We start from the raw sequence: 18430 nt of genomic DNA on the forward strand, positions 1-18430 counted from the left end.
CCGGCGGAACCGGCTCTTGCCCTTGTTAATGCCGCAGAACTCTGCGGGTTCCATCCTTCGCGGCGATCCGCCCTGGGCACGTCATTTGACTTGGAGAACGGCTGGGCATATACGCGTCGGCGGGACACCCCTCCCCACCGAGGGGCAGCTATCTGAGAGGATAGGTTGCAAATGACTATCGAACGTCCGGCTGTGCGTCCGGCCAATCCGCACTTCTCTTCCGGCCCCTGCGCCAAGCGCCCCGGCTGGTCCATCGAAAAACTTGAACATGCCCTTGTCGGGCGCAGCCACCGGTCCAAGCCGGGCAAGGCGCGCCTCGTCGACGCCATCGAGAAGACGCGTGCCATTCTCGGCGTGCCGGCGGATTACAAGATCGGCATCGTTCCCGCTTCCGATACCGGCGCCGTCGAAATGGCGCTCTGGTCGCTTCTCGGCGCGCGCGGCGTCGACCTCCTTGCCTGGGAAAGTTTCGGCGCGGGCTGGGTCTCCGACGTCGTCAAGCAGCTCAAGCTGAAAGATGCGCGGACGCTGAAAGCCGATTACGGCCAGCTGCCCGATCTTACGGAAGTCAATTTCGACAATGACATCGTCTTCACATGGAACGGCACGACGTCCGGCGTCCGCGTTCCGAACGGCGACTGGATACCGGCCGACCGCAAGGGCCTCACAATCTGCGACGCGACTTCCGCCGCCTTCGCGCAGGACCTGCCCTGGTCGAAGCTCGATGTCGTCACCTATTCCTGGCAGAAGGTTTTGGGCGGTGAGGCCGCGCATGGCATGCTGATCCTCAGCCCGCGCGCCGTCGAACGCCTCGAAAGCTATACGCCGGCCTGGCCGATGCCGAAAATCTTCCGCATGACGAAGGGCGGCAAGCTCATCGACGGCATCTTCAAGGGCGAGACGATCAACACGCCTTCCATGATCTGTGTCGAGGATTATCTCGATGCGCTGGGCTGGTCGGAATCGATCGGCGGGCTCAAGTCTCTCATCGGCCGGGCGGATGCAAATGCCGCCGTCATCGCCGAATGGGTTGGCCGCACGCCCTGGGTGGAATTCCTCGCCGAGAACATCGAGACGCGCTCCAACACTTCCGTCTGCCTCAAGATCGTGGACAAGCGCATCACCGCGCTCAGCGACGACGAGCAGATCGCCTTCGCCAAGAAGATCGCCGATCTTCTCGACAAGGAAGGCGTCGCCAATGACATCGCGGGCTACCGGGATGCACCGGCGGGCCTGCGCATCTGGGCAGGCGCGACGATCGAGGCGACCGATATGCGCGCCCTGATGCCCTGGCTCGATTGGGCGTTCGCGGAAGCGCTCTCCTCGCTCCAGACAGCGGCTTAATTCCATTTCCTTTCGGTCCTGACCTTGCAAGCATCGCTTGCGGGTCAGGCACCCGCTCAACCAGGAGGCTCTTATGCCCAAGGTTCTGATTTCCGATCAGCTTTCCCCCGCCGCCGTGCAGATCTTCAAGGATCGCGGTCTTGAAGTAGATGTGAAGACCGGTCTCGACCGCGACGAACTCATCAAGATCATCGGCGATTATGATGGCCTCGCCATCCGCTCGGCCACCAAGGTCACGCCGCCGGTTCTCGCCGCCGCGAAGAAGCTGAAGGTCGTTGGCCGCGCCGGCATCGGCGTGGACAATGTCGATCTTCCGGCCGCCACCGCCGCCGGCGTTATCGTCATGAACACACCTTTCGGCAATTCGATCACGACCGCCGAACATGCGATCGCCATGATGTTCGCGCTCGCCCGCGACATTCCGCAGGCGAATGCCTCGACCCATGCAGGCAAGTGGGAAAAGTCGAAATTCATGGGCGTCGAAGTCACCGGCAAGGTGCTCGGCATCATCGGCTGCGGCAATATCGGCTCCATCGTGGCCGATCGCGGCATTGGCCTGCGCATGAAAGTCATCGCCTTCGACCCCTTCCTCACGCCGGAGCGCGCGCAGGATATGGGTGTGGAGAAGGTCGAGCTTGAAGACCTCCTCAAGCGTGCCGACTTCATTACCCTCCACACGCCGCTCACCGACAAGACGCGCAATATTCTCAACGCGGAAAACCTCGCCAAGTGCAAGAAGGGCGTCCGCATCGTCAATTGCGCGCGCGGCGGTCTCATCGTCGAATCCGATCTCAAGGCGGCCATTGAAAGCGGCCATGTCGCGGGCGCGGCGCTCGACGTGTTCGAGGAAGAGCCCGCGAAGTCGAACCCGCTCTTCGGCATGGACCAGGTCATCTGCACGCCGCATCTCGGCGCCTCCACCAATGAAGCGCAGGAAAATGTCGCGTTGCAGGTCGCCGAGCAGATGGCGGATTACCTCCTCACCGGCGCCGTCACCAATTCGATCAACGTGCCCGCCGTCTCGGCGGAAGAAGCGCCGAAGCTCACACCCTTCCTCACGCTTGCGCAGCAGCTCGGCTCCTTCGCCGGCCAGCTCACGGAAAGCGGCATTTCCGAAGTCACCATCGAATATGCAGGCGACGTCGCGGAAATGAATACCCGCGTGCTCACCAATGCCGCTCTTACCGGGCTCCTCAAGCCGCAGCTCGAGGACGTCAACATGGTGTCCGCTCCCGTCATCGCCAAGGACCGCAATATCAAGGTCTCGGAAGTGAAGCGCGAGCAGCAGGGCGCCTACGAAACCTATATCCGTCTCATCGTGAAGACGGAGCGTCAGGAACGTTCGGTTGCCGGCACGGTGTTCTCGGGTGGCCTCCCGCGCCTCATCCAGATCAAGAGCGTGAACATGGAAGCAGCTCTCGGGCGGCACATGCTCTATGTGACGAACCTCGACAAGCCGGGCTTCATCGGTGCGCTCGGTTCGACGCTCGGCAAGGCGGGTATCAACATCGCCAACTTCAATCTCGGCCGCGAGAAGGCCGGTGGCGATGCCATCTGCCTCATCGAGGTCGATGCCGATGTGCCTGCCGCGACGCTCGCCGAAATCCAGGCCCTGCCGCATGTCGTGCAGGTGAAGGCGCTGAGCTTCTGATTCTCCGTATAACCGGAAACAGCAACGGCGGGTCTTCGGGCCCGCCGTTTTTATTATCCCGTGGCCTCTCGCGCCCGGGTGCCATCTGGCTCTAGATTGTCAGTATTGTTGGCGTCCCGGGGGGTGGATATGGAAGACCTGTTCAGGGACGCGCGTCTCGCGCGTCTTTTGGAGTATTGGCGTGGCAAGAGGGGAAACCGCCCGGCGCCCGCCCGCTCCAACATCAAGCCGATGGAGCTTGGTCCGCTAGTATCCATCATCCACCTCATAGACGTTCACCGGGATCCTCTCGGTTTCTGCCACCGGCTTGTCGGCGCGGAGATCGTTGACAGGGTGGGGCGCGACGTAACGGGGAAATGGGTGGACGAGACGCTCTATGGCCCTGCCACCAATGAAGTCTTCGATGGCCTCGCCGCGGTCGCGTGGGAAGTGCGGCCCTATCGCCGGCTGGCGCGGCTCGATTGGCATGACCGGCCCTGGATCGCCATGGAATCCCTTGAAATGCCGCTCCTCGATGAAGATGGCCGGGTCAACATGATCCTGCGGGGGGCAAGTCACTTCACGGTCGGCGCCGATTGGGGCGTTGCCCGCCGCATGAGCTGGCCCATCGGCGTCTAGCGTTTGCGTATGCTCTCCGCTGGTAACACTCTCTTAACCATCCGAACGTGACACTTCTCCCGTTGAGTAGCAGAAATGCCGGGGGGCAAAATGGATTTGGAAAGCGCAGGCTTTCACGACGTTCGGCTGGAGCGGCTTTATGCCTATTGGCTGAAAAAGAAAGGCGATCTTGTCGCGCCGATGCGGCGGGACCTCGATCCGGCGGAAATAAAACCTTTTCTGCCGATCCTCAATCTTCTCGATGTGCGCCGCGAGCCGCTGGGCTTTCAGCATCGTCTTGTCGGCACTGAAATCGTCGACAGGGTTGGCCGCGACGCCACCGGCCAATGGGTCGATGAGGGCCTCTATGGCGACGGGGCGTCCCGCATATTTGACGGGTTAAGGCTGATCGTCGATGAGGTGCGTCCCTTCAGGCGGCTTTCCCGTCTCGACTGGCACACGCGAAACTGGCTGGGCATGGAGGCGGTGGAAATGCCGCTGATCGACGAAACAGGCGCCGTCATAAAGATATTGCGGGGCGCGAGCTATTTCGTCGCCGCCGAAGCGGCTGCCGACATGCGGTGCGCTGTCTTTCCGCTGGCGGCCTGATCTAGCTGCCGTCGCCGCATTTCGGGATCGTCAGGTCAGGCGGCAATATTGTCGTTTCGTCGCCACAGGCACGCGCCAGTTGCTCGTTTTTGAGACCGGTGGCGCGGGTGAAGTCCGCGCCACGAAGGTCGGTGCCGGTGAAGTCCACGCGACCGAGAAAGGCATGGCGGAAATTCGCGCCGCGCGCATCCGCGTCCGCAAAGGTCAGGTTCTTCACATATTCGAGCATGCGCAGATTGGCGCGTTGCAGGTTCGCGCCGGTGAAATCCGCATCATGCACGCGTACGGCATCGAGCCTTGTGTCGGAAAGGTCCGCCCCGCGCAGGCTCGCGCCCAGCAATACAGCGCCCGCCATGTTGGCACCCGCGAAATTCGCGCCGTCCAGCTTCGCGCGATTGAAGTGAACCCCCGTCATGTCGACGCCGCGAAAGCTCGCGCCCCGCATGTCCGAGTCTTGAAGGGCGGCGAGGCGCAGGAACTGCCCGTCGAAATTCGCACCGGCGAGGTTGCACCCCTCGCAATTGATGATCGACTTGTATTGCGTGGCGACGATTTCATCGCGCAGCGCCTGCACGGCGGCCGTGGGTTCCGCCATTGCAGGTGCCAGCGGGCCAATCGCCGCCGCCAGCAACACAGGCAGGATGGACTTCAACCTGGTCAATTTGTTCAATCCGTTCACTCGAAGCGGGTGGTGATGGGTGTGCCGCGTTTCAGCGTCTTCGTCACCGGCGTCTTTTCGATGATGTCCCGGATCCGTTCCATCTGTTCTTCCGTCGGCTTCTCGCTGAAGGAGATGACGCGCTCGATGCTCTCATTGCCGTCCCTGTCGCGCTTGAATGCAAGGTCCGCCGTGATCGTGCCGAGCGCGAAGCCCTTGCGGTCGGAATACATGCGCAACGTCGCCGAGGAACAGGCGGCAAGAGACGCCAGCAGCAGTTCGTAGGGCGCCGGTCCCTTGTCGGTTCCGTGATTATTCGTCGGCTCGTCCGCTGTCATCCTGTGCTGCCGCGCTTCGATCTCCTGGAAGACGCCGCTTGTGCTCGTCAGGTGAACGCTCGTCGCCATACTCTTCTCCTCAACGCTCGGGCAGGGGAACAAATTCCGTTTCGCCGGGCACCGGTTTGAAGCGTCCCTGCGCCCAGTCTTCCTTCGCCTGTTCCAGCCTTTCGCGGCTCGACGAGACGAAATTCCACCAGATGTAGCGCGAGCCTTCCATGGCCGCGCCGCCGAGCAGCATGATGCGCGAGGGCTGAGCCGCCGTCACGGTAATCCTGTCGCCGGGGCGGAAAATCAGCATTTGCGATGCTTCGAAGGTCTCGCCAGCGATCGTCACCGCGCCTTCGGCCACATAGACCGCGCGTTCCTCGTAGTCGGTGTCGAGCGGCACGCTCTTGCCCGCCTCCAGCGACACGTCGGCATAGAACCAGTCGGAAAGTGTCTTCACCGGTGAGCGTTTGCCGAATACATCGCCCGCGATCACCCGTGCGGTCACGCCGTCGCTCTCCACCACAGGCAGGCGGTCGGCGCTGAAATGCTCGAAGCCCGGCGCTGTCTCCTCCAGCGCCTTCGGCAGCGCCACCCAGCTCTGGATTCCCGAAACGCGCTGGCCGCTGGCCCGCTGGATGTCGGGCGTGCGCTCCGAATGCACAATGCCGCGCCCCGCCGTCATCAGGTTCATGGCGCCGGGCAGGATTTCCAGCGCATTGCCCTCGCTGTCCCGATGCATGATCGCGCCATCGAAAAGATAGGTGACGGTCGCAAGGCCGATATGCGGATGCGGCCGCACATCCATGCCTTGCCCCGGCGCTTGTATCGCCGGGCCCATCTGGTCGAAGAAGATGAAGGGCCCCACCATCTGCCGCTTGCCATGCGGCAGCGCGCGCCGAACCTCGAAATCTCCGATGTCGCGGGCGCGGGGCACGATCACGAGCTCCAGCGCCTCGCAGGATTTGCGGTCTCCCGCCACGGGGTCTTTATCGGGCAGCCAGCTCATGGGAACGCTCCTTCTGTTACACTGTCTGGATAATGGCGCAGGCCGCCCCGTCCTTCTTGTGAGATTCCGTCATATCCGACCCGCCAACAAGGTGGAAGCCGGCCAAAGCCCTTCCCATCGGCCTCCCGATCGGATAGACAATGCCAAAGCCCCCGGCCCAAAAGGCCAAGGGGGCTTTCGGCTTGTCTGGGGGTCTGCGTGAGGCGCGGGCCAGGGCGGGCATCCACCTCCTAAGGCTTTGAATAATATGGCAAATGTGGCGGTAGTCGGCTCCCAGTGGGGAGACGAGGGCAAGGGCAAGATCGTGGATTGGCTGTCGGAGCGCGCCGATGTCGTGGTGCGCTTCCAGGGCGGTCACAATGCGGGCCATACGCTCGTCATCGACGGCGTCACCTACAAGCTGTCGCTGCTGCCCTCCGGCATCGTCCGCAAGGGCAAGCTGTCGATCCTCGGCAATGGCGTGGTGCTCGATCCCTGGGCCTTCGCGAAGGAAGTGGACGAGATCGCCTCCAAGGGCGTTGCCGTCACGCCGGACAATCTCAAGATCGCGGAAAACGCCGTCCTCATCCTGCCGGTTCACCGCGAGCTGGACGAGATGCGCGAAGGGGCGAATTCCGGCGTCAAGATCGGCACGACCAAGCGCGGCATCGGCCCGGCCTATGAAGACAAGGCCGGCCGCCGCGCCATCCGCGTCATCGACCTCGCCGATCCGTCGACACTCACCATCAAGGTCGAGGGCCTGCTCGCGCATCACAATGCGCTGCGCCGGGGCAACCGCCTCGAGGAGCTGGAAGCCGGCCCCATCGTCGAGGCGCTGAAGGAAATCGCGCCGCGCGTGCTCCCCTTTGTCGCCCCCGTCTGGAACGTGCTCGACGAGGCGAAGCGCAAGGGCCAGCGCATTCTTTTCGAGGGTGCGCAGGGCACCATGCTCGACGTCGATCACGGCACCTATCCCTTCGTCACCTCGTCGAACACCGTGGCGGGGCAGGCGGCGGGCGGCTCCGGCGTCGGTCCGGGCGCCATCGGTTTCGTGCTCGGCATCACCAAGGCCTATACGACGCGTGTCGGCGAGGGCCCGTTCCCGACCGAGCTTACCGATGAAGTCGGCCAGCGCCTCGGCGAGCGCGGCCATGAGTTCGGCACGGTCACTGGCCGCAAGCGCCGCTGCGGCTGGTTCGACGCCGTCATGGTCCGTCAGGCGATCAAGACCGGCGGCATCACCGGCATCGCGCTCACGAAGCTCGACGTGCTGGACGGTTTCGACGAGATCAAGGTCTGCACGAGTTACGAGATCGACGGCAAGCTGGTCGATCATTTGCCCGCAGGCATGGACGCGCAGGCAAAGGTCACGCCGATCTACGAAACGCTTGAAGGGTGGAAAGACAGCACCCAGGGCGCGCGCTCATGGGCGCAACTGCCAGCGGCGGCCGTCAAATATGTGCGCTACGTGGAAGAGCTGATCGAAGCCCCCGTTGCACTACTCTCGACCTCGCCGGAGCGTGACGACACGATCCTGATGAAGGATCCGTTCGAGGATTGAGGCGGTCATCATTACAAACAAAAAGGGCGCCGGGAGAAATTCCGGCGCCCTTCTTTTATCCGTATACGCTCTGTCAGGTGTTCTGCAGCAACGCGATGAAGATCAGCGCGTAGCCGATCACGCCGCCGAGCCAGCAGATGGTGCGGATGCCCGCCACGGTCCATCCCGCCACATAGACGATGGCGTAGAGGATGCGCGCGATGATGAAAATCTGTGCGCCGAGGATGCTGAGCTCCGTGCTGACGCCGACGAGATGCGCCGGTATCGCGATCGAGGCATAGATCAGCAGGTTTTCGAGATGGTTGATGTAGGCGCGGCGTGCGCGGGCGCCCCATCCGGTCGTCGTCGCGGGGACGTCGCGGTTACCGATGCCCCAGCCCATGCCCATTGCCGAGACGTTGGCATTGGCTGAAAGCAAGATCAATATAAAGAGAAGTACGCCGCCCCAGACGAGCGACCAGAGTTCCATAGTCATGGGATGTTCCCTCCCGGTTGTTTGCCACCGGGAAAGAGATTAGGCCCGATTCGGGCCTCCGCGCATCCGGAACTTCATCCGTGGACGGAAACGAATCAATCCTCACTCACGCCCCTGCCATTCCTTCGGGCGGGGTTATTCCGTCAGCACGGTCAGCAGCGCCTTGTCGAACAGCGGTACCATGCAAAGCACGATGCCGATGGTCGCGATCTGCCAGATGAAGGTTCTGATCCAGGGCAGGCCGACTGCATAGGCCGGTACATAGGCAAGCCGCCCCCAGAAATAGACCTGCGCGCCGATCTCGCTCCATTGGTTCGAGCGTTCGGTGGCATAGACGGCAAGGATAACCGCCGCGAAGATCGGAAAAGTTTCGAAGAAGTTGCGGAGCGCGCGCTCCATGCGCCCGGCAAGGCCGGCTGCAGGCCGATGCTCGTCCCGCGCGCCCACGGTATAGGAATTCCCTTCCTGCGCCTTGTAGGCAAAGCTCTGCGCGCCCACCTGCACGAGCCCCAGCACGGCGGCCCAGAACAGCATCGCGATTTCGACGGTCATCGGCGTTCCCCCAATTGCTTTGTCCTACCGTCCCATCAATCTATACGCCTCTTTCATCAGCCGCACGGTCTTCTCCGCTGCCGGCTCCGCCTTCGACAGCCGCGCTGCCTGCCCGGACCAGAGTTGCATCAGTTCCGCGCGGTTCGCCTTTGCGCTCGCGGTCGTCAGTTGCGCGACCATCGGCCGCTGCGCCGGGAAGGGCGCGGCGTCGCGCTCATGCGCATGCATGTCTTCCGTCAGCCGGTTGCGGATGGCGCGGGCCGGGCGGCCGGAGAATATTTTCGTCACCACGGTCGAATGGTCGGATGCTTCGGAAAGCGCCTTCCTATGCACGGGATGCACATTCGCTTCCGGGCAGGCGAGATAGGCCGTGCCGAGCTGCACGCCGGCCGCGCCCAGCATGAAGGCCGCCGCGATCCCCCGCGCGTCGCCGATGCCGCCTGCCGCGATCACCGGCACATTCACCGCGTCCACGACCTGCGGCACCAGCGCCATGGTGCCCACCGTTCCGAGATCGACATGATCGAGAAACGTGCCGCGATGTCCGCCCGCCTCGTGGCCCTGAGCGATGATGGCGTCGGCGCCGCCGCTTTCGAGCGCGCGCGCTTCCGCCGCCGTCGTCGCGCTGCCGAGCACGGCCATGCCCGCCTCCTTCAGCCGCTCCACGATCTCCCGCGCGGGCAAGCCGAAATGGAAGCTCGCCACGCGTGGCCGAAGCTCCAGCAGCAGTTCCAGCATCTCCTCGTTGAAAGCGGGCGCCGGCACGGAAGGCGCGGGCACATCGCCGAGGCCAAGCTCCGCATAGAAAGGCGCCAGCGCCTGCTGCATGGGCCCCGCGTCATAGCCATCGAGCTTCGGCTCGTCATGGACGAAAAAATTGAGGTTGAAGCTCTGATTGGTGAGCTGGCGCAGCGCCGCCGTCTCCTGGCGCACCTGTTCGAGCTTCATCATCGCGGTGCCGAGCGCGCCGAGCCCGCCCGCATTCGACACGGAGGCCGCCAGTTCCGGTGTCGAGGCGCCCGCCATGGGCGCCAGCAGGATCGGCAGGTCGATACCCAGAAGCCCGGTCAGCGCAGCGATCTTGTCCATGTCGTCTCTCCCTGATTTGGCCCCGCTAACCCTTTACCTCAAACGCGCGAGGAGTCACACTCGCTCCATTCCGAGGGGGGCCGGCTGCAGCCGGCTGAGATGGTCCTGACGCGGGCCCACCACCCTTAGAACCTGATCCGGGTCATGCCGGCGAAGGGACGGGAAGCTTGTCGTCATTTCACATCCCGCCCTTTCTCCGTCGCGATCCGCCATTCACGGGGAGGGAGCGATGATTTTCTGGCGCTGGATTGCGGGGCTCCTCGGTGCCTCGCTGATGATCGGCGAGACGATCCGAAGCTGGGGCATGGGCCGGCCCTTCCTGTTCGTCGCCGACGATTTCTTCATCGGCATTCCGCTCGTCGTCACCGCCGTCCTGATGGCGCGGGACACGGTGGCGCGCCGCGCCGCCTTCGCGGGCGCCTGGGGCGCCACCGCCGGCATGCTTTATCCGAGCTTCTTCGGCAAGCTCGTCGAGCCGACGGAGGCTGCCGCCGCCGCGACCAACATCCCCTTCGATTTTCTGACAACGATCATCGGCATCGCCTTCGCGACGGCGCTTGCCGGCCTCGTCGCCGCCGTCGCGCTCAAAGGCGCCAAGGAGTAATTCATGAACGTCCACACCCCCCGCAAGGATGAAGCCCTCACCGTCACCACGGGCCCGCTTCCCGCCAGCACGAAAATCTTCACCGCGCCGGAAGGCTTTCCCGGTCTGAAAGTCCCCTTCCGCGAAATCGCGCTGCATCCTTCCGCCAAGGAGCCGCCGGTGCGCGTCTATGATACGTCGGGGCCCTACACGGACCCGACAGCGCAAATCGATCTCGAACGGGGCCTGCCGCGCACCCGCGAGGCCTGGCTCGAAGCGCGCGGCGGCACGGAGCTATACGAAGGCCGCGATGTGAAGCCGGAAGACAATGGCAATGTCGGCGAAAAACATCTCGCCCGCGCCTTCCCCGTCCGGAACCTTCCGCGCCGCGGTCTCCCCGGCCATCCGGTCACGCAATATGAATTCGCGAAGGCCGGCATCGTCACCGCCGAAATGGCCTATATCGCCGAGCGCGAGAATATGGGCCGCAAGCAGGCCGCCGCCAATGCCGCACACAGGATCGCGGAAGGCGAGAGCTTCGGCGCCGATATTCCGGAATTCATCACGCCGGAATTCGTGCGCGATGAAGTCGCCGCGGGCCGCGCCATCATTCCGTCCAATATCAATCACCCGGAACTCGAGCCGATGATCATCGGCCGCAATTTCCTCGTGAAGATCAATGCGAATATCGGCAACTCCGCCGTCGCCTCGTCGGTCGCGGAAGAAGTCGACAAGATGGTCTGGGCGATCCGCTGGGGCGCCGACAATGTCATGGACCTCTCGACCGGCCGCAACATCCACAACACGCGCGAATGGATCATCCGCAATTCGCCGGTGCCCATCGGCACAGTGCCGATCTATCAGGCGCTGGAAAAGGTCGACGGCATCGCCGAGAACCTCACCTGGGAGGTCTACCGCGACACGCTGATCGAGCAGGCGGAGCAGGGCGTCGATTATTTCACCATCCATGCGGGTGTCCGCCTCGCCTATGTGCCGCTCACGGCGAAGCGCGTGACGGGCATTGTCTCGCGCGGCGGCTCCATCATGGCGAAGTGGTGCCTCGCGCATCACAAGGAGAGTTTCCTCTACACCCACTTCGAGGAAATCTGCGACATCATGCGCCAATACGATGTGTCGTTCTCGCTGGGCGACGGTTTGCGTCCCGGCTCCATCGCGGACGCGAATGACGAGGCGCAATTTGCCGAACTCGAAACGCTGGGCGAGCTCACGCAGATCGCGTGGGCCAAGGGCTGCCAGGTGATGATCGAAGGCCCCGGTCATGTGCCGATGCACAAGATCAAGGTCAACATGGACAAGCAGCTGAAGCATTGCGGCGGCGCGCCCTTCTATACGCTCGGGCCGCTCACCACCGACATCGCGCCGGGCTACGACCACATCACGTCCGGCATCGGCGCGGCCATGATCGGCTGGTTCGGCTGCGCCATGCTCTGCTACGTCACGCCGAAGGAACATCTCGGCCTGCCGGACAGGGCGGACGTGAAGGAAGGCGTCATCACCTACAAGATCGCGGCGCATGCGGCGGACCTCGCCAAGGGCCACCCGGCCGCGCAGCTTCGCGACGACGCGCTTTCGCGCGCGCGGTTCGAGTTCCGCTGGGAGGACCAGTTCAACCTCGCGCTCGACCCCGAACGCGCGAAAGAGTTCCACGACCGCACGCTGCCGAAGGAAGCGCACAAGGTCGCGCATTTCTGCTCCATGTGCGGCCCGAAATTCTGCTCGATGAAAATCACGCAGGAAGTCCGTGACTATGCGGAAAGCGGCATGGCCGACATGGCGTCCGAATTCCGCAATTCCGGCGGCGAGATTTATCTCGAAGAAGCGGACGCGGCGGTGAAGGCATCGAACAGGGCGCTGGGCGGCAAGGCGGCGGAGTAGGGCGTTTTCCCCTCTCTTCTCTGTCATTGCCGGGCCCTCCTTAATAATCAAGGAGGCCGGCAATCCAGAAGCCGCGTTAGCGGCGTCAAGAAAGACTCTTCCTGTCTCTGCAAACGACGCCAACACTCCCGTCCCTCACCCTGGACCCCCGGGTCAAGCCCGGGGGTGACGGGGTTGTTGTTATGCCCGCAAAAAAAACAGATGTCACCCCGGCGCCTGTCCCGGCGAAAGCCGGGAACCGCCGGGGCCCATGGGCGGATGACAAAACCTTCATAGCCAAAAACAGATCGTCTAAACTCTCCGCACCCGCCACAAACCGCAGCCTCCCATGACCGATCCCGCACGCGCCATTCCCGTCCTCGCCTCGCTCGATCTCGCGCAGTCGAAACTCTTCTACGAAGAGAAACTCGGCTTCAAAGTTGAACTCTTCGGCGACTACATGATCGCGCGCCGCGACGAGATGGAAATCCATTTCTGGCTCGCCAATGACCGCATCTATCCCGAAGGCACCTCCTGCTACATAAGGGGCGGGCAGGTGCCCGCGCTCTACGAGGAATATGCGCGGAAGGGCATCGGCAAGGCCCCGATAGACGGCGAGCGCATTTCGGATTTCGCCGTGCGTCCCTGGGGCATGAAGGAATTCTATGTCTGGGATCCGCATGGCAATCTGCTGAAATTCGGCATGTCAGCAGACGAAGCGTAATGGCTTTCCGGCGAAACACGCGCGGCGAGAAGTTGCCGGATGTTCTCGTGCCCGGCCTCGATGTCGTCTTTGTCGGCACGGCGCCGTCGCGCCGTTCCGCCGCCCTCGGCGCCTATTACGCCCATCCCGGCAACCGGTTCTGGCCGGCACTTTTTGAGACCGGCATCACGCCGCGCCTCTACCAGCCGCATGAATATGCCGAACTCATCCATCTCGGCATCGGCTTCACCGACATGGCGAAGCGCGCCTCCGGCATGGATCACGAGATCGACCCGGCACTGTTCGAGGTCGAGCGTTTTGAAAAGGAAATCCTGCGCTGCCGCCCGCGCGCCGTCGCCTTCACTTCGAAGAAGGCCGCGAGCGTATGGATGGGCGTGCCGACAGGCCGCCTTCTCCACGGCCACCAGCCGCGCCGCCCCGGCTTCCCGGAAGTCTTCGTGCTCTCGTCCCCCTCCGGCGCCGCGCGGCGAAGCTGGAGCATCGAGCCGTGGGCAGGGCTTGCCCGGTTTCTCGGAAGAGCGAAGAGTTAGAAGACGTCACGCCAACTTCGTCATTGCGAGGAGCGCCGCAGGCGCGACGAAGCAATCCAGGGGCGGCAGCTCATGCGTTGCGGCCCTGGATTGCTTCGCTCCCTTACGGTCGCTCGCAATGACGGATTTATTTTTGGGGCTTAAGCCGCCGCGCTCTCCGCGCGCGCCTTCCCCTGCACCCCGCGAATGAGCCGCCCCGGCAGTTCCCCCGTCGGCTCGTCATTCTCCGCCACGATGACACCGGAAAGCACCGTCGCGCGGTAGCCCTTCGCGCCCTGCCAGAGGCGTCGGCCGCCCGCCGGCAGGTCGAAGCGCATTTCGGGATGGGTGAAGGAAAGGTTCTCGAAGTCGATCACGTTCAGATCGGCCTTCATGCCGGGCGCAAGCACGCCCCGGTCGTAAAGCCCGTATTGTTCCGCCGTGTCCTTCGTCTGGATGCGGATGATCTCCTCGATGGGCAGCTTCGGCCCCCTTGTCCGGTCCCGCGCCCAATGCGTCAGCATGAAGGTCGGCGTGCCGCCGTCGCAGATCGCGCCGACATGGGCGCCGCCATCGGCAAGGCTGAGGCCGGTCTGCGGGTGGCGCAGCGTTTCCTCGATCGCCGTGTAGTCGTTGGTCGAATAGCCGAACAGCGGAAAATAAAGCATCGCCTGCCCGTCATTCATCATCATCGCGTCATAGGCGAGTTCGGTGGGCGTCTTGCCCTCGCGCCTTGCCACGGCGGCCACGCTGTCATCCGGCGAAGGCTCGTAATTCTCGCGCGCGCCCATCGGATACATCTTGTGAAATGACGTCGTGATGAAAGTGCCGAAAGCGCCGAGCTTGTCGACATTCTTCCCGCCGGTGATTTCTGCGCGCACCTTCGGGTCCTTCAGCTTCTCGATTCGCTCCGCGAAAGGCATCTGCGCGTAAGGCCGGTATTCCGGGAAGCCGATAAAGGGATGCACGGAGGTCTGCCAGCCCATCAGCAGGCCGACCGGCCGTCCCGAATGCTGGCCGCGAATATTGGTCACGCCTTCGGCGCGCGCCCGGTCGAGATGCGCCAGCATCTTTTTATAAAGGTCCGGCGCCTCATCGATCTGCTGCACCTGGAAGGTGACCATGCGGCCGGTCTCCTTCGCCATTTTCAACATCCAGTCGAATTCCTGTTCCATCTCGCGATGCGTCGCCGCGATCTGGAAAACGCCGGACCCGTGTTCCTTCAGCGCATCGGCGATGCCGAAAAGCTCGTCATTCGCCGCCAGTGTGCCGGGCACCGGGTCGCCCTTCAGCGTGTTGTGGAGGTCGGTCCGCGAGGTCGAGAAGCCGAGCGCGCCCGCCTTCATCGCCTCATAGGTGAGGTCGCGCATTTGTCTGATGTCGTCCGCCGTCGCCGGTTCATTGTCGATGCCGCGCGCGCCCATCACATAGACGCGCAGCGCGCAATGCGGCATCTGCGTGCCGATATCGGCGGCATAGCGGCGCTTGTCCAGCGCATCGAGAAATTCCGGGAAGCTTTCCCATTCCCATTTGATGCCCTCGTGCATCGCCGCGCCCGGAATGTCCTCCACCGCTTCCATGAGGTCGATGAGTTCGCTCCGCGCCTCCGGCTTCACCGGCGCGAAACCGACGCCGCAATTCCCCATGACGACGGTCGTCACGCCATGCTGCGAGGACGGCGTGAGCCAGGGGTCCCATGTCGCCTGCGCATCGTAATGGGTGTGGATGTCGACGAAGCCCGGCGTGACGAGCAGCCCCTGCGCATCGATCTCGCGGCGGCCCGTGCCTTCCACCTTGCCCACCGCCGAAATCTTGCCGCCATCAATGGCCACATCGCCGGTAAAAGGCTTCGCGCCCGTCCCGTCGACAATGGTGCCGCCCCGGATCACGAGATCATGCTCGGCCATGATGCCAATTCTCCCTGAATTTCCTGTTCTTTCGGGCAGTTTGCCCGGCGTGCGAGCCAAGGGCAAGGCGGGCGGAAAGGCTGGACAAATCTCCGTTCATACCGCCTTAACGTTGCTTTCGTGTCATGCTGCTTCCGCTGCACTTCGGGAGCTGAAAAATGGAGACTGCCACGCTGAGGGACCGGCTTCTATGGGCGGTGTTTTTTCTCTGTGTCGTGGCGCTGTTCGGTCTAGGGCGAGTGGAGCTTGCGCAGATTGAAGCGCAGTCGGTGGTACGGGTCACCCTTGGCCTTCCGCAGACTTTCTTTGTTTTTCTTCTGATTCTGTGGCTGGCGTTGTTGCTCCTTTCGGGAGCCGCCAGAGAGGACGAGGATGTGCAATGGGGCTCCGTGGTCCTTTTTGGTGTCGTAGGCGCCGCGCTGAGTATCATTCCGGGTTTCTATCTGGTGTTTATCGCAGGCGAGGGCGGGCCCTTCTGGTTCGTCCCTATAGCCTTTCTGCTGATCGGGCTCCCAGCCGCGCTCGCGCAATTTTGGCTTCACCCTGAATTTCACGGCCACCGCTATAAGATCGCTTTGGTGCATCTGGCTACTCCGATGCTCTACTACCTGCTTGCCTTAGTCGAACCGAAAAGCGCTTTTCTCACGTCTTCGCCTCTTGGGGCGTTTGCTTTGTCCCTTGCCGTTGTCCCCTATGCCGCCATGCTTTTCGTTGGAGCGACGAAGCGCCTTCTTCCTTCGGCAGGAAGGGTCGCATTGCTGGGCGCCGTTCTCGTCTGGCTGCCCTTCTCAATCGCGCTGATGCCACATCACGGCCCGTTGAAAAGTATCGTCTGGCCGGTCGTTGCTATCGTCGAACACGCGACACCGGCAGAGAAACAAGCTGCCCTCGAGAGTTTGCAGGGAAGGCTCCTTGCCGGCGATATGGTGTGTGTCGGCGATGGTTATTATCGCTTCCGCGGCGTTACCTATGCCAACGTTCATCCGGTTCTGACAACGCGGTTGGCCGAATGCGTGCGTACGGCGAACATTGCTCTTCTGGCTCGGGAGCTTGGGTTTCGTACCGCACCGCCTGGCGCCAAGGTTTCCCTACATCTGTCCGGCGTCCCTGCCCGCAGAGACACATGCCTCAAACAGCCTGAGCGTTCGATCTGCGACAGGCGTTTTCATCTCCATGATATTTCCGGCAGCTTCGAGATCGTTCGCTCCAGCGACAGTCTGGCGGAGAGGGCCTTTGCCTCGGATGCCGAAGTGAAGGCAGCCATTGAAGCGTGGCTTGAACGATCCCGTGTTTCTGAACGCACCGTCCCGAGCGGATTGGCCAAACGCTGATGGAGCCATCCTCGGTTCCAGGCGTTATGTGAAGGGAACCGCGCGGGGCAGCGCGGGAGTTACTTGGGGGAATGGATGACGCGTCCCGGCTTTCTGCCGCTCATTTTCGGGCTTTCTCTGCTACTTGCCGCCTGCGCTTCCGTGCGGCAAGACCCGTCGCTTGCGCCCGGTGCCGCGCTGGCCAAGCCGGAGGAGACCGCGCTCTGGCATGCGCTGGTGCCGCCGGAGGAAGCCGCCCGGGGCCATTCCGGCTTCTTCTTCCTCGAAGGCGGGCTCGACGCCTATGAGACGCGCCTTCTCGCCATCGAATCGGCGGCGCGCACTATCGATCTTCAATATTACATCTGGGATTTCGACGGCAGCGGCCGCGCCATCAGCGAGGCGCTCTTTCGCGCGGCGGAGCGTGGCGTCCATGTCCGCGCGCTGGTCGATGGCTATCTGGTCGACAATGACTCCGAGCCGCTGAAGCAGATCGTCAATCATCCCAATATCGACGTGCGCATCTACAATGCCTTCCGCACCTCCTTCTGGCCGCGTTATCTGCGCTACGGCGAATTGCTGATCGACTTTCCGCGCCTCAATCAGCGCATGCACAACAAGATCATCGCGGTCGACAATACCGTCGCCATCGTCGGCGGGCGCAATGTGAACGACACTTATTTCGCGCTCGACGGGGATCATTATTTCCTCGACCTCGATGTCGTCATCGCCGGTCCGCTGACGAAGGACGTGTCCGCGAGCTTCGATGCCTTCTGGAACAGTCCCTATGCCGTTCCGGTCGAGCATTTCGTGGAAGACGAGACCATTCCCTTCAGCTTCGCCACTGTCTGGAACGAGATTTTCGCCTATGACATGGAGGCCTTTCCGTTGCCGCGCCGCCTCGAGGTCATGGAGCTGGCGGAAAAATATATCGCGCTGGAGAAGCGTTTCGTCTGGGCGCCCGCGTCGCTCGTGCTCACCGCGCCCGGTCCCGTCTTTCAGGATATCGCCGTGCCGCCCGGTCAGCAGATCGAAACCGCGATGCTCTCTCATATCGCCTCGGCGGAGCGGGAAGTCCTGATCCAGAACCCCTATGTGATGATGACGGAGCCCCGTGCCGCGGTGCTTGCCGATGCGCAGGCGCGCGGCGTGCGCACCATCCTTCAGACCAATTCGCTCGCCTCGCATGATTCCGCGCTCGTCCATTACGGTTTCGTGCGCGACAGGAAGAAGTTTATGGGGAACGGCGTCGCGCTTTACGAGCTGAAGCCCCGCCCGGATAACAGCAGGAACATGCCCGGCATCGGCCTCACGCCGGAAAAGACCACGCTCCACTCGAAGACCATCGTCTTCGACCGCCGCTATGTGTTGGTCGGCTCCTTCAATCTCGATCCCCGCTCCATCGACTACAACTCCGAAATCGGCATCCTGATCGAAAGCCCCAAGCTCGCCTCGCGCGTCGCCGGGGCCATCGAGGTCGATCTCGCGCCGGAGAACAGCTGGCGGGTGGTCGGGGACGGGGAGGGGGGTATCGTCTGGCTGGACGAGACCGAGACGCCGCCGCTCCGCCTCGACACCGAGCCGGAGACGAGCTTCGTCGAACGGATTCCCGTCTGGCTCGGCTATGTCCTGCCCATCGACCACCTGCTGTAAGGCGATGCCGGCCCGTGCC

At 63.0% G+C, this 18430-nt stretch carries 18 protein-coding genes and 1 riboswitch; of the genes, 11 read left to right on the forward strand and 7 right to left on the reverse strand.

Going from position 1 to position 18430, the window contains the following annotated elements; translation table 11 throughout:
- Positions 1–171: 171 nt before the first annotated feature.
- The 4 genes from PLAV_RS10815 (at position 172) to PLAV_RS10830 (ending at position 4201) form a co-directional block, all read left to right on the forward strand.
- Complete coding sequence (locus PLAV_RS10815; protein ID WP_012111056.1) at positions 172–1344, forward strand: phosphoserine transaminase; 1173 nt, start codon at positions 172–174, stop codon at positions 1342–1344.
- A gap of 73 nt (positions 1345–1417) precedes the next feature.
- Complete coding sequence (serA, locus tag PLAV_RS10820) at positions 1418–2995, forward strand: phosphoglycerate dehydrogenase (protein ID WP_012111057.1); 1578 nt, start codon at positions 1418–1420, stop codon at positions 2993–2995.
- 129 nt (positions 2996–3124) lie between these two features.
- Complete coding sequence (locus PLAV_RS10825) at positions 3125–3613, forward strand: PAS domain-containing protein (RefSeq protein WP_012111058.1); 489 nt, start codon at positions 3125–3127, stop codon at positions 3611–3613.
- A 90-nt stretch (positions 3614–3703) separates the two neighbouring features.
- Positions 3704–4201 (forward strand): PAS domain-containing protein, encoded by a 498-nt coding sequence (locus PLAV_RS10830; RefSeq protein WP_012111059.1) that lies wholly within the window; start codon positions 3704–3706, stop codon positions 4199–4201.
- Between the two features lies 1 nt (position 4202).
- Here the strand turns inward: PLAV_RS10830 and PLAV_RS10835 are convergent, their stop codons facing one another.
- Genes PLAV_RS10835 through PLAV_RS10845 form a run of 3 tightly spaced genes read right to left on the reverse strand, consistent with a single transcriptional unit; the run spans position 4203 to position 6194 of the window.
- A complete protein-coding gene (locus PLAV_RS10835) occupies positions 4203–4862 on the reverse strand; it encodes a pentapeptide repeat-containing protein (protein ID WP_143710205.1) in 660 nt (219 codons plus the stop codon).
- A gap of 14 nt (positions 4863–4876) precedes the next feature.
- Positions 4877–5266 (reverse strand): OsmC family protein, encoded by a 390-nt coding sequence (locus PLAV_RS10840; protein ID WP_012111061.1) that lies wholly within the window; start codon positions 5264–5266, stop codon positions 4877–4879.
- Positions 5267–5276: 10 nt separating this feature from the next.
- The gene (locus tag PLAV_RS10845; protein WP_012111062.1) at positions 5277–6194 is read right to left on the reverse strand and encodes a pirin family protein; all 918 of its coding nucleotides are present in this window, start codon (positions 6192–6194) and stop codon (positions 5277–5279) included.
- Positions 6195–6441: 247 nt separating this feature from the next.
- Between PLAV_RS10845 and PLAV_RS10855 the strand changes: the two genes are divergently transcribed.
- Entirely contained in the window at positions 6442–7734 is a 1293-nt protein-coding gene (locus tag PLAV_RS10855) for an adenylosuccinate synthase (RefSeq protein WP_012111063.1), read from the forward strand.
- A 73-nt stretch (positions 7735–7807) separates the two neighbouring features.
- On the opposite strand, the gene PLAV_RS10860 is transcribed toward PLAV_RS10855, so the two are convergent.
- From PLAV_RS10860 to PLAV_RS10870, 3 genes are all read right to left on the reverse strand, one after another.
- Complete coding sequence (locus PLAV_RS10860) at positions 7808–8209, reverse strand: MAPEG family protein (protein WP_012111064.1); 402 nt, start codon at positions 8207–8209, stop codon at positions 7808–7810.
- 135 nt (positions 8210–8344) lie between these two features.
- Complete coding sequence (locus PLAV_RS10865) at positions 8345–8761, reverse strand: MAPEG family protein (RefSeq protein ID WP_012111065.1); 417 nt, start codon at positions 8759–8761, stop codon at positions 8345–8347.
- 24 nt (positions 8762–8785) lie between these two features.
- Complete coding sequence (locus PLAV_RS10870; RefSeq protein ID WP_012111066.1) at positions 8786–9850, reverse strand: NAD(P)H-dependent flavin oxidoreductase; 1065 nt, start codon at positions 9848–9850, stop codon at positions 8786–8788.
- 63 nt (positions 9851–9913) lie between these two features.
- Positions 9914–10026: riboswitch (TPP riboswitch) on the forward strand.
- 53 nt (positions 10027–10079) lie between these two features.
- On the opposite strand from PLAV_RS10870, the gene PLAV_RS10875 reads away from it, so the two are divergent.
- From PLAV_RS10875 to PLAV_RS10890, 4 genes are all read left to right on the forward strand, one after another.
- The gene (locus PLAV_RS10875) at positions 10080–10454 is read left to right on the forward strand and encodes a hypothetical protein (protein ID WP_012111067.1); all 375 of its coding nucleotides are present in this window, start codon (positions 10080–10082) and stop codon (positions 10452–10454) included.
- Positions 10455–10457: 3 nt separating this feature from the next.
- Positions 10458–12329 carry a phosphomethylpyrimidine synthase ThiC gene (thiC, locus tag PLAV_RS10880; protein ID WP_012111068.1) on the forward strand — a complete coding sequence of 624 codons (1872 nt, stop codon included), beginning with the start codon at positions 10458–10460 and terminating at the stop codon, positions 12327–12329.
- Positions 12330–12657: 328 nt separating this feature from the next.
- Positions 12658–13032, forward strand: a complete 375-nt coding sequence (locus PLAV_RS10885; RefSeq protein WP_012111069.1) for a bleomycin resistance protein — start codon at positions 12658–12660, stop codon at positions 13030–13032.
- Positions 13032–13562, forward strand: a complete 531-nt coding sequence (locus tag PLAV_RS10890; RefSeq protein ID WP_012111070.1) for a mismatch-specific DNA-glycosylase — start codon at positions 13032–13034, stop codon at positions 13560–13562. The genes PLAV_RS10885 and PLAV_RS10890 overlap by 1 nt, the downstream gene beginning before the upstream one ends.
- Positions 13563–13702: 140 nt before the next feature.
- On the opposite strand, the gene PLAV_RS10895 is transcribed toward PLAV_RS10890, so the two are convergent.
- Positions 13703–15448, reverse strand: coding sequence for an N-acyl-D-amino-acid deacylase family protein (locus PLAV_RS10895; protein WP_012111071.1), 1746 nt, complete (start codon positions 15446–15448; stop codon positions 13703–13705).
- Between the two features lie 158 nt (positions 15449–15606).
- Here PLAV_RS10895 and PLAV_RS10900 point away from each other — a divergent pair, with 158 nt between their 5' ends.
- Positions 15607–16779 carry a hypothetical protein gene (locus tag PLAV_RS10900; RefSeq protein ID WP_012111072.1) on the forward strand — a complete coding sequence of 391 codons (1173 nt, stop codon included), beginning with the start codon at positions 15607–15609 and terminating at the stop codon, positions 16777–16779.
- Between the two features lie 75 nt (positions 16780–16854).
- Entirely contained in the window at positions 16855–18411 is a 1557-nt protein-coding gene (locus tag PLAV_RS10905) for a phospholipase D family protein (protein ID WP_012111073.1), read from the forward strand.
- Positions 18412–18430: the final 19 nt, after the last annotated feature.

It is taken from the genome of Parvibaculum lavamentivorans DS-1, assembly GCF_000017565.1.
Lineage (GTDB): Bacteria > Pseudomonadota > Alphaproteobacteria > Parvibaculales > Parvibaculaceae > Parvibaculum > Parvibaculum lavamentivorans.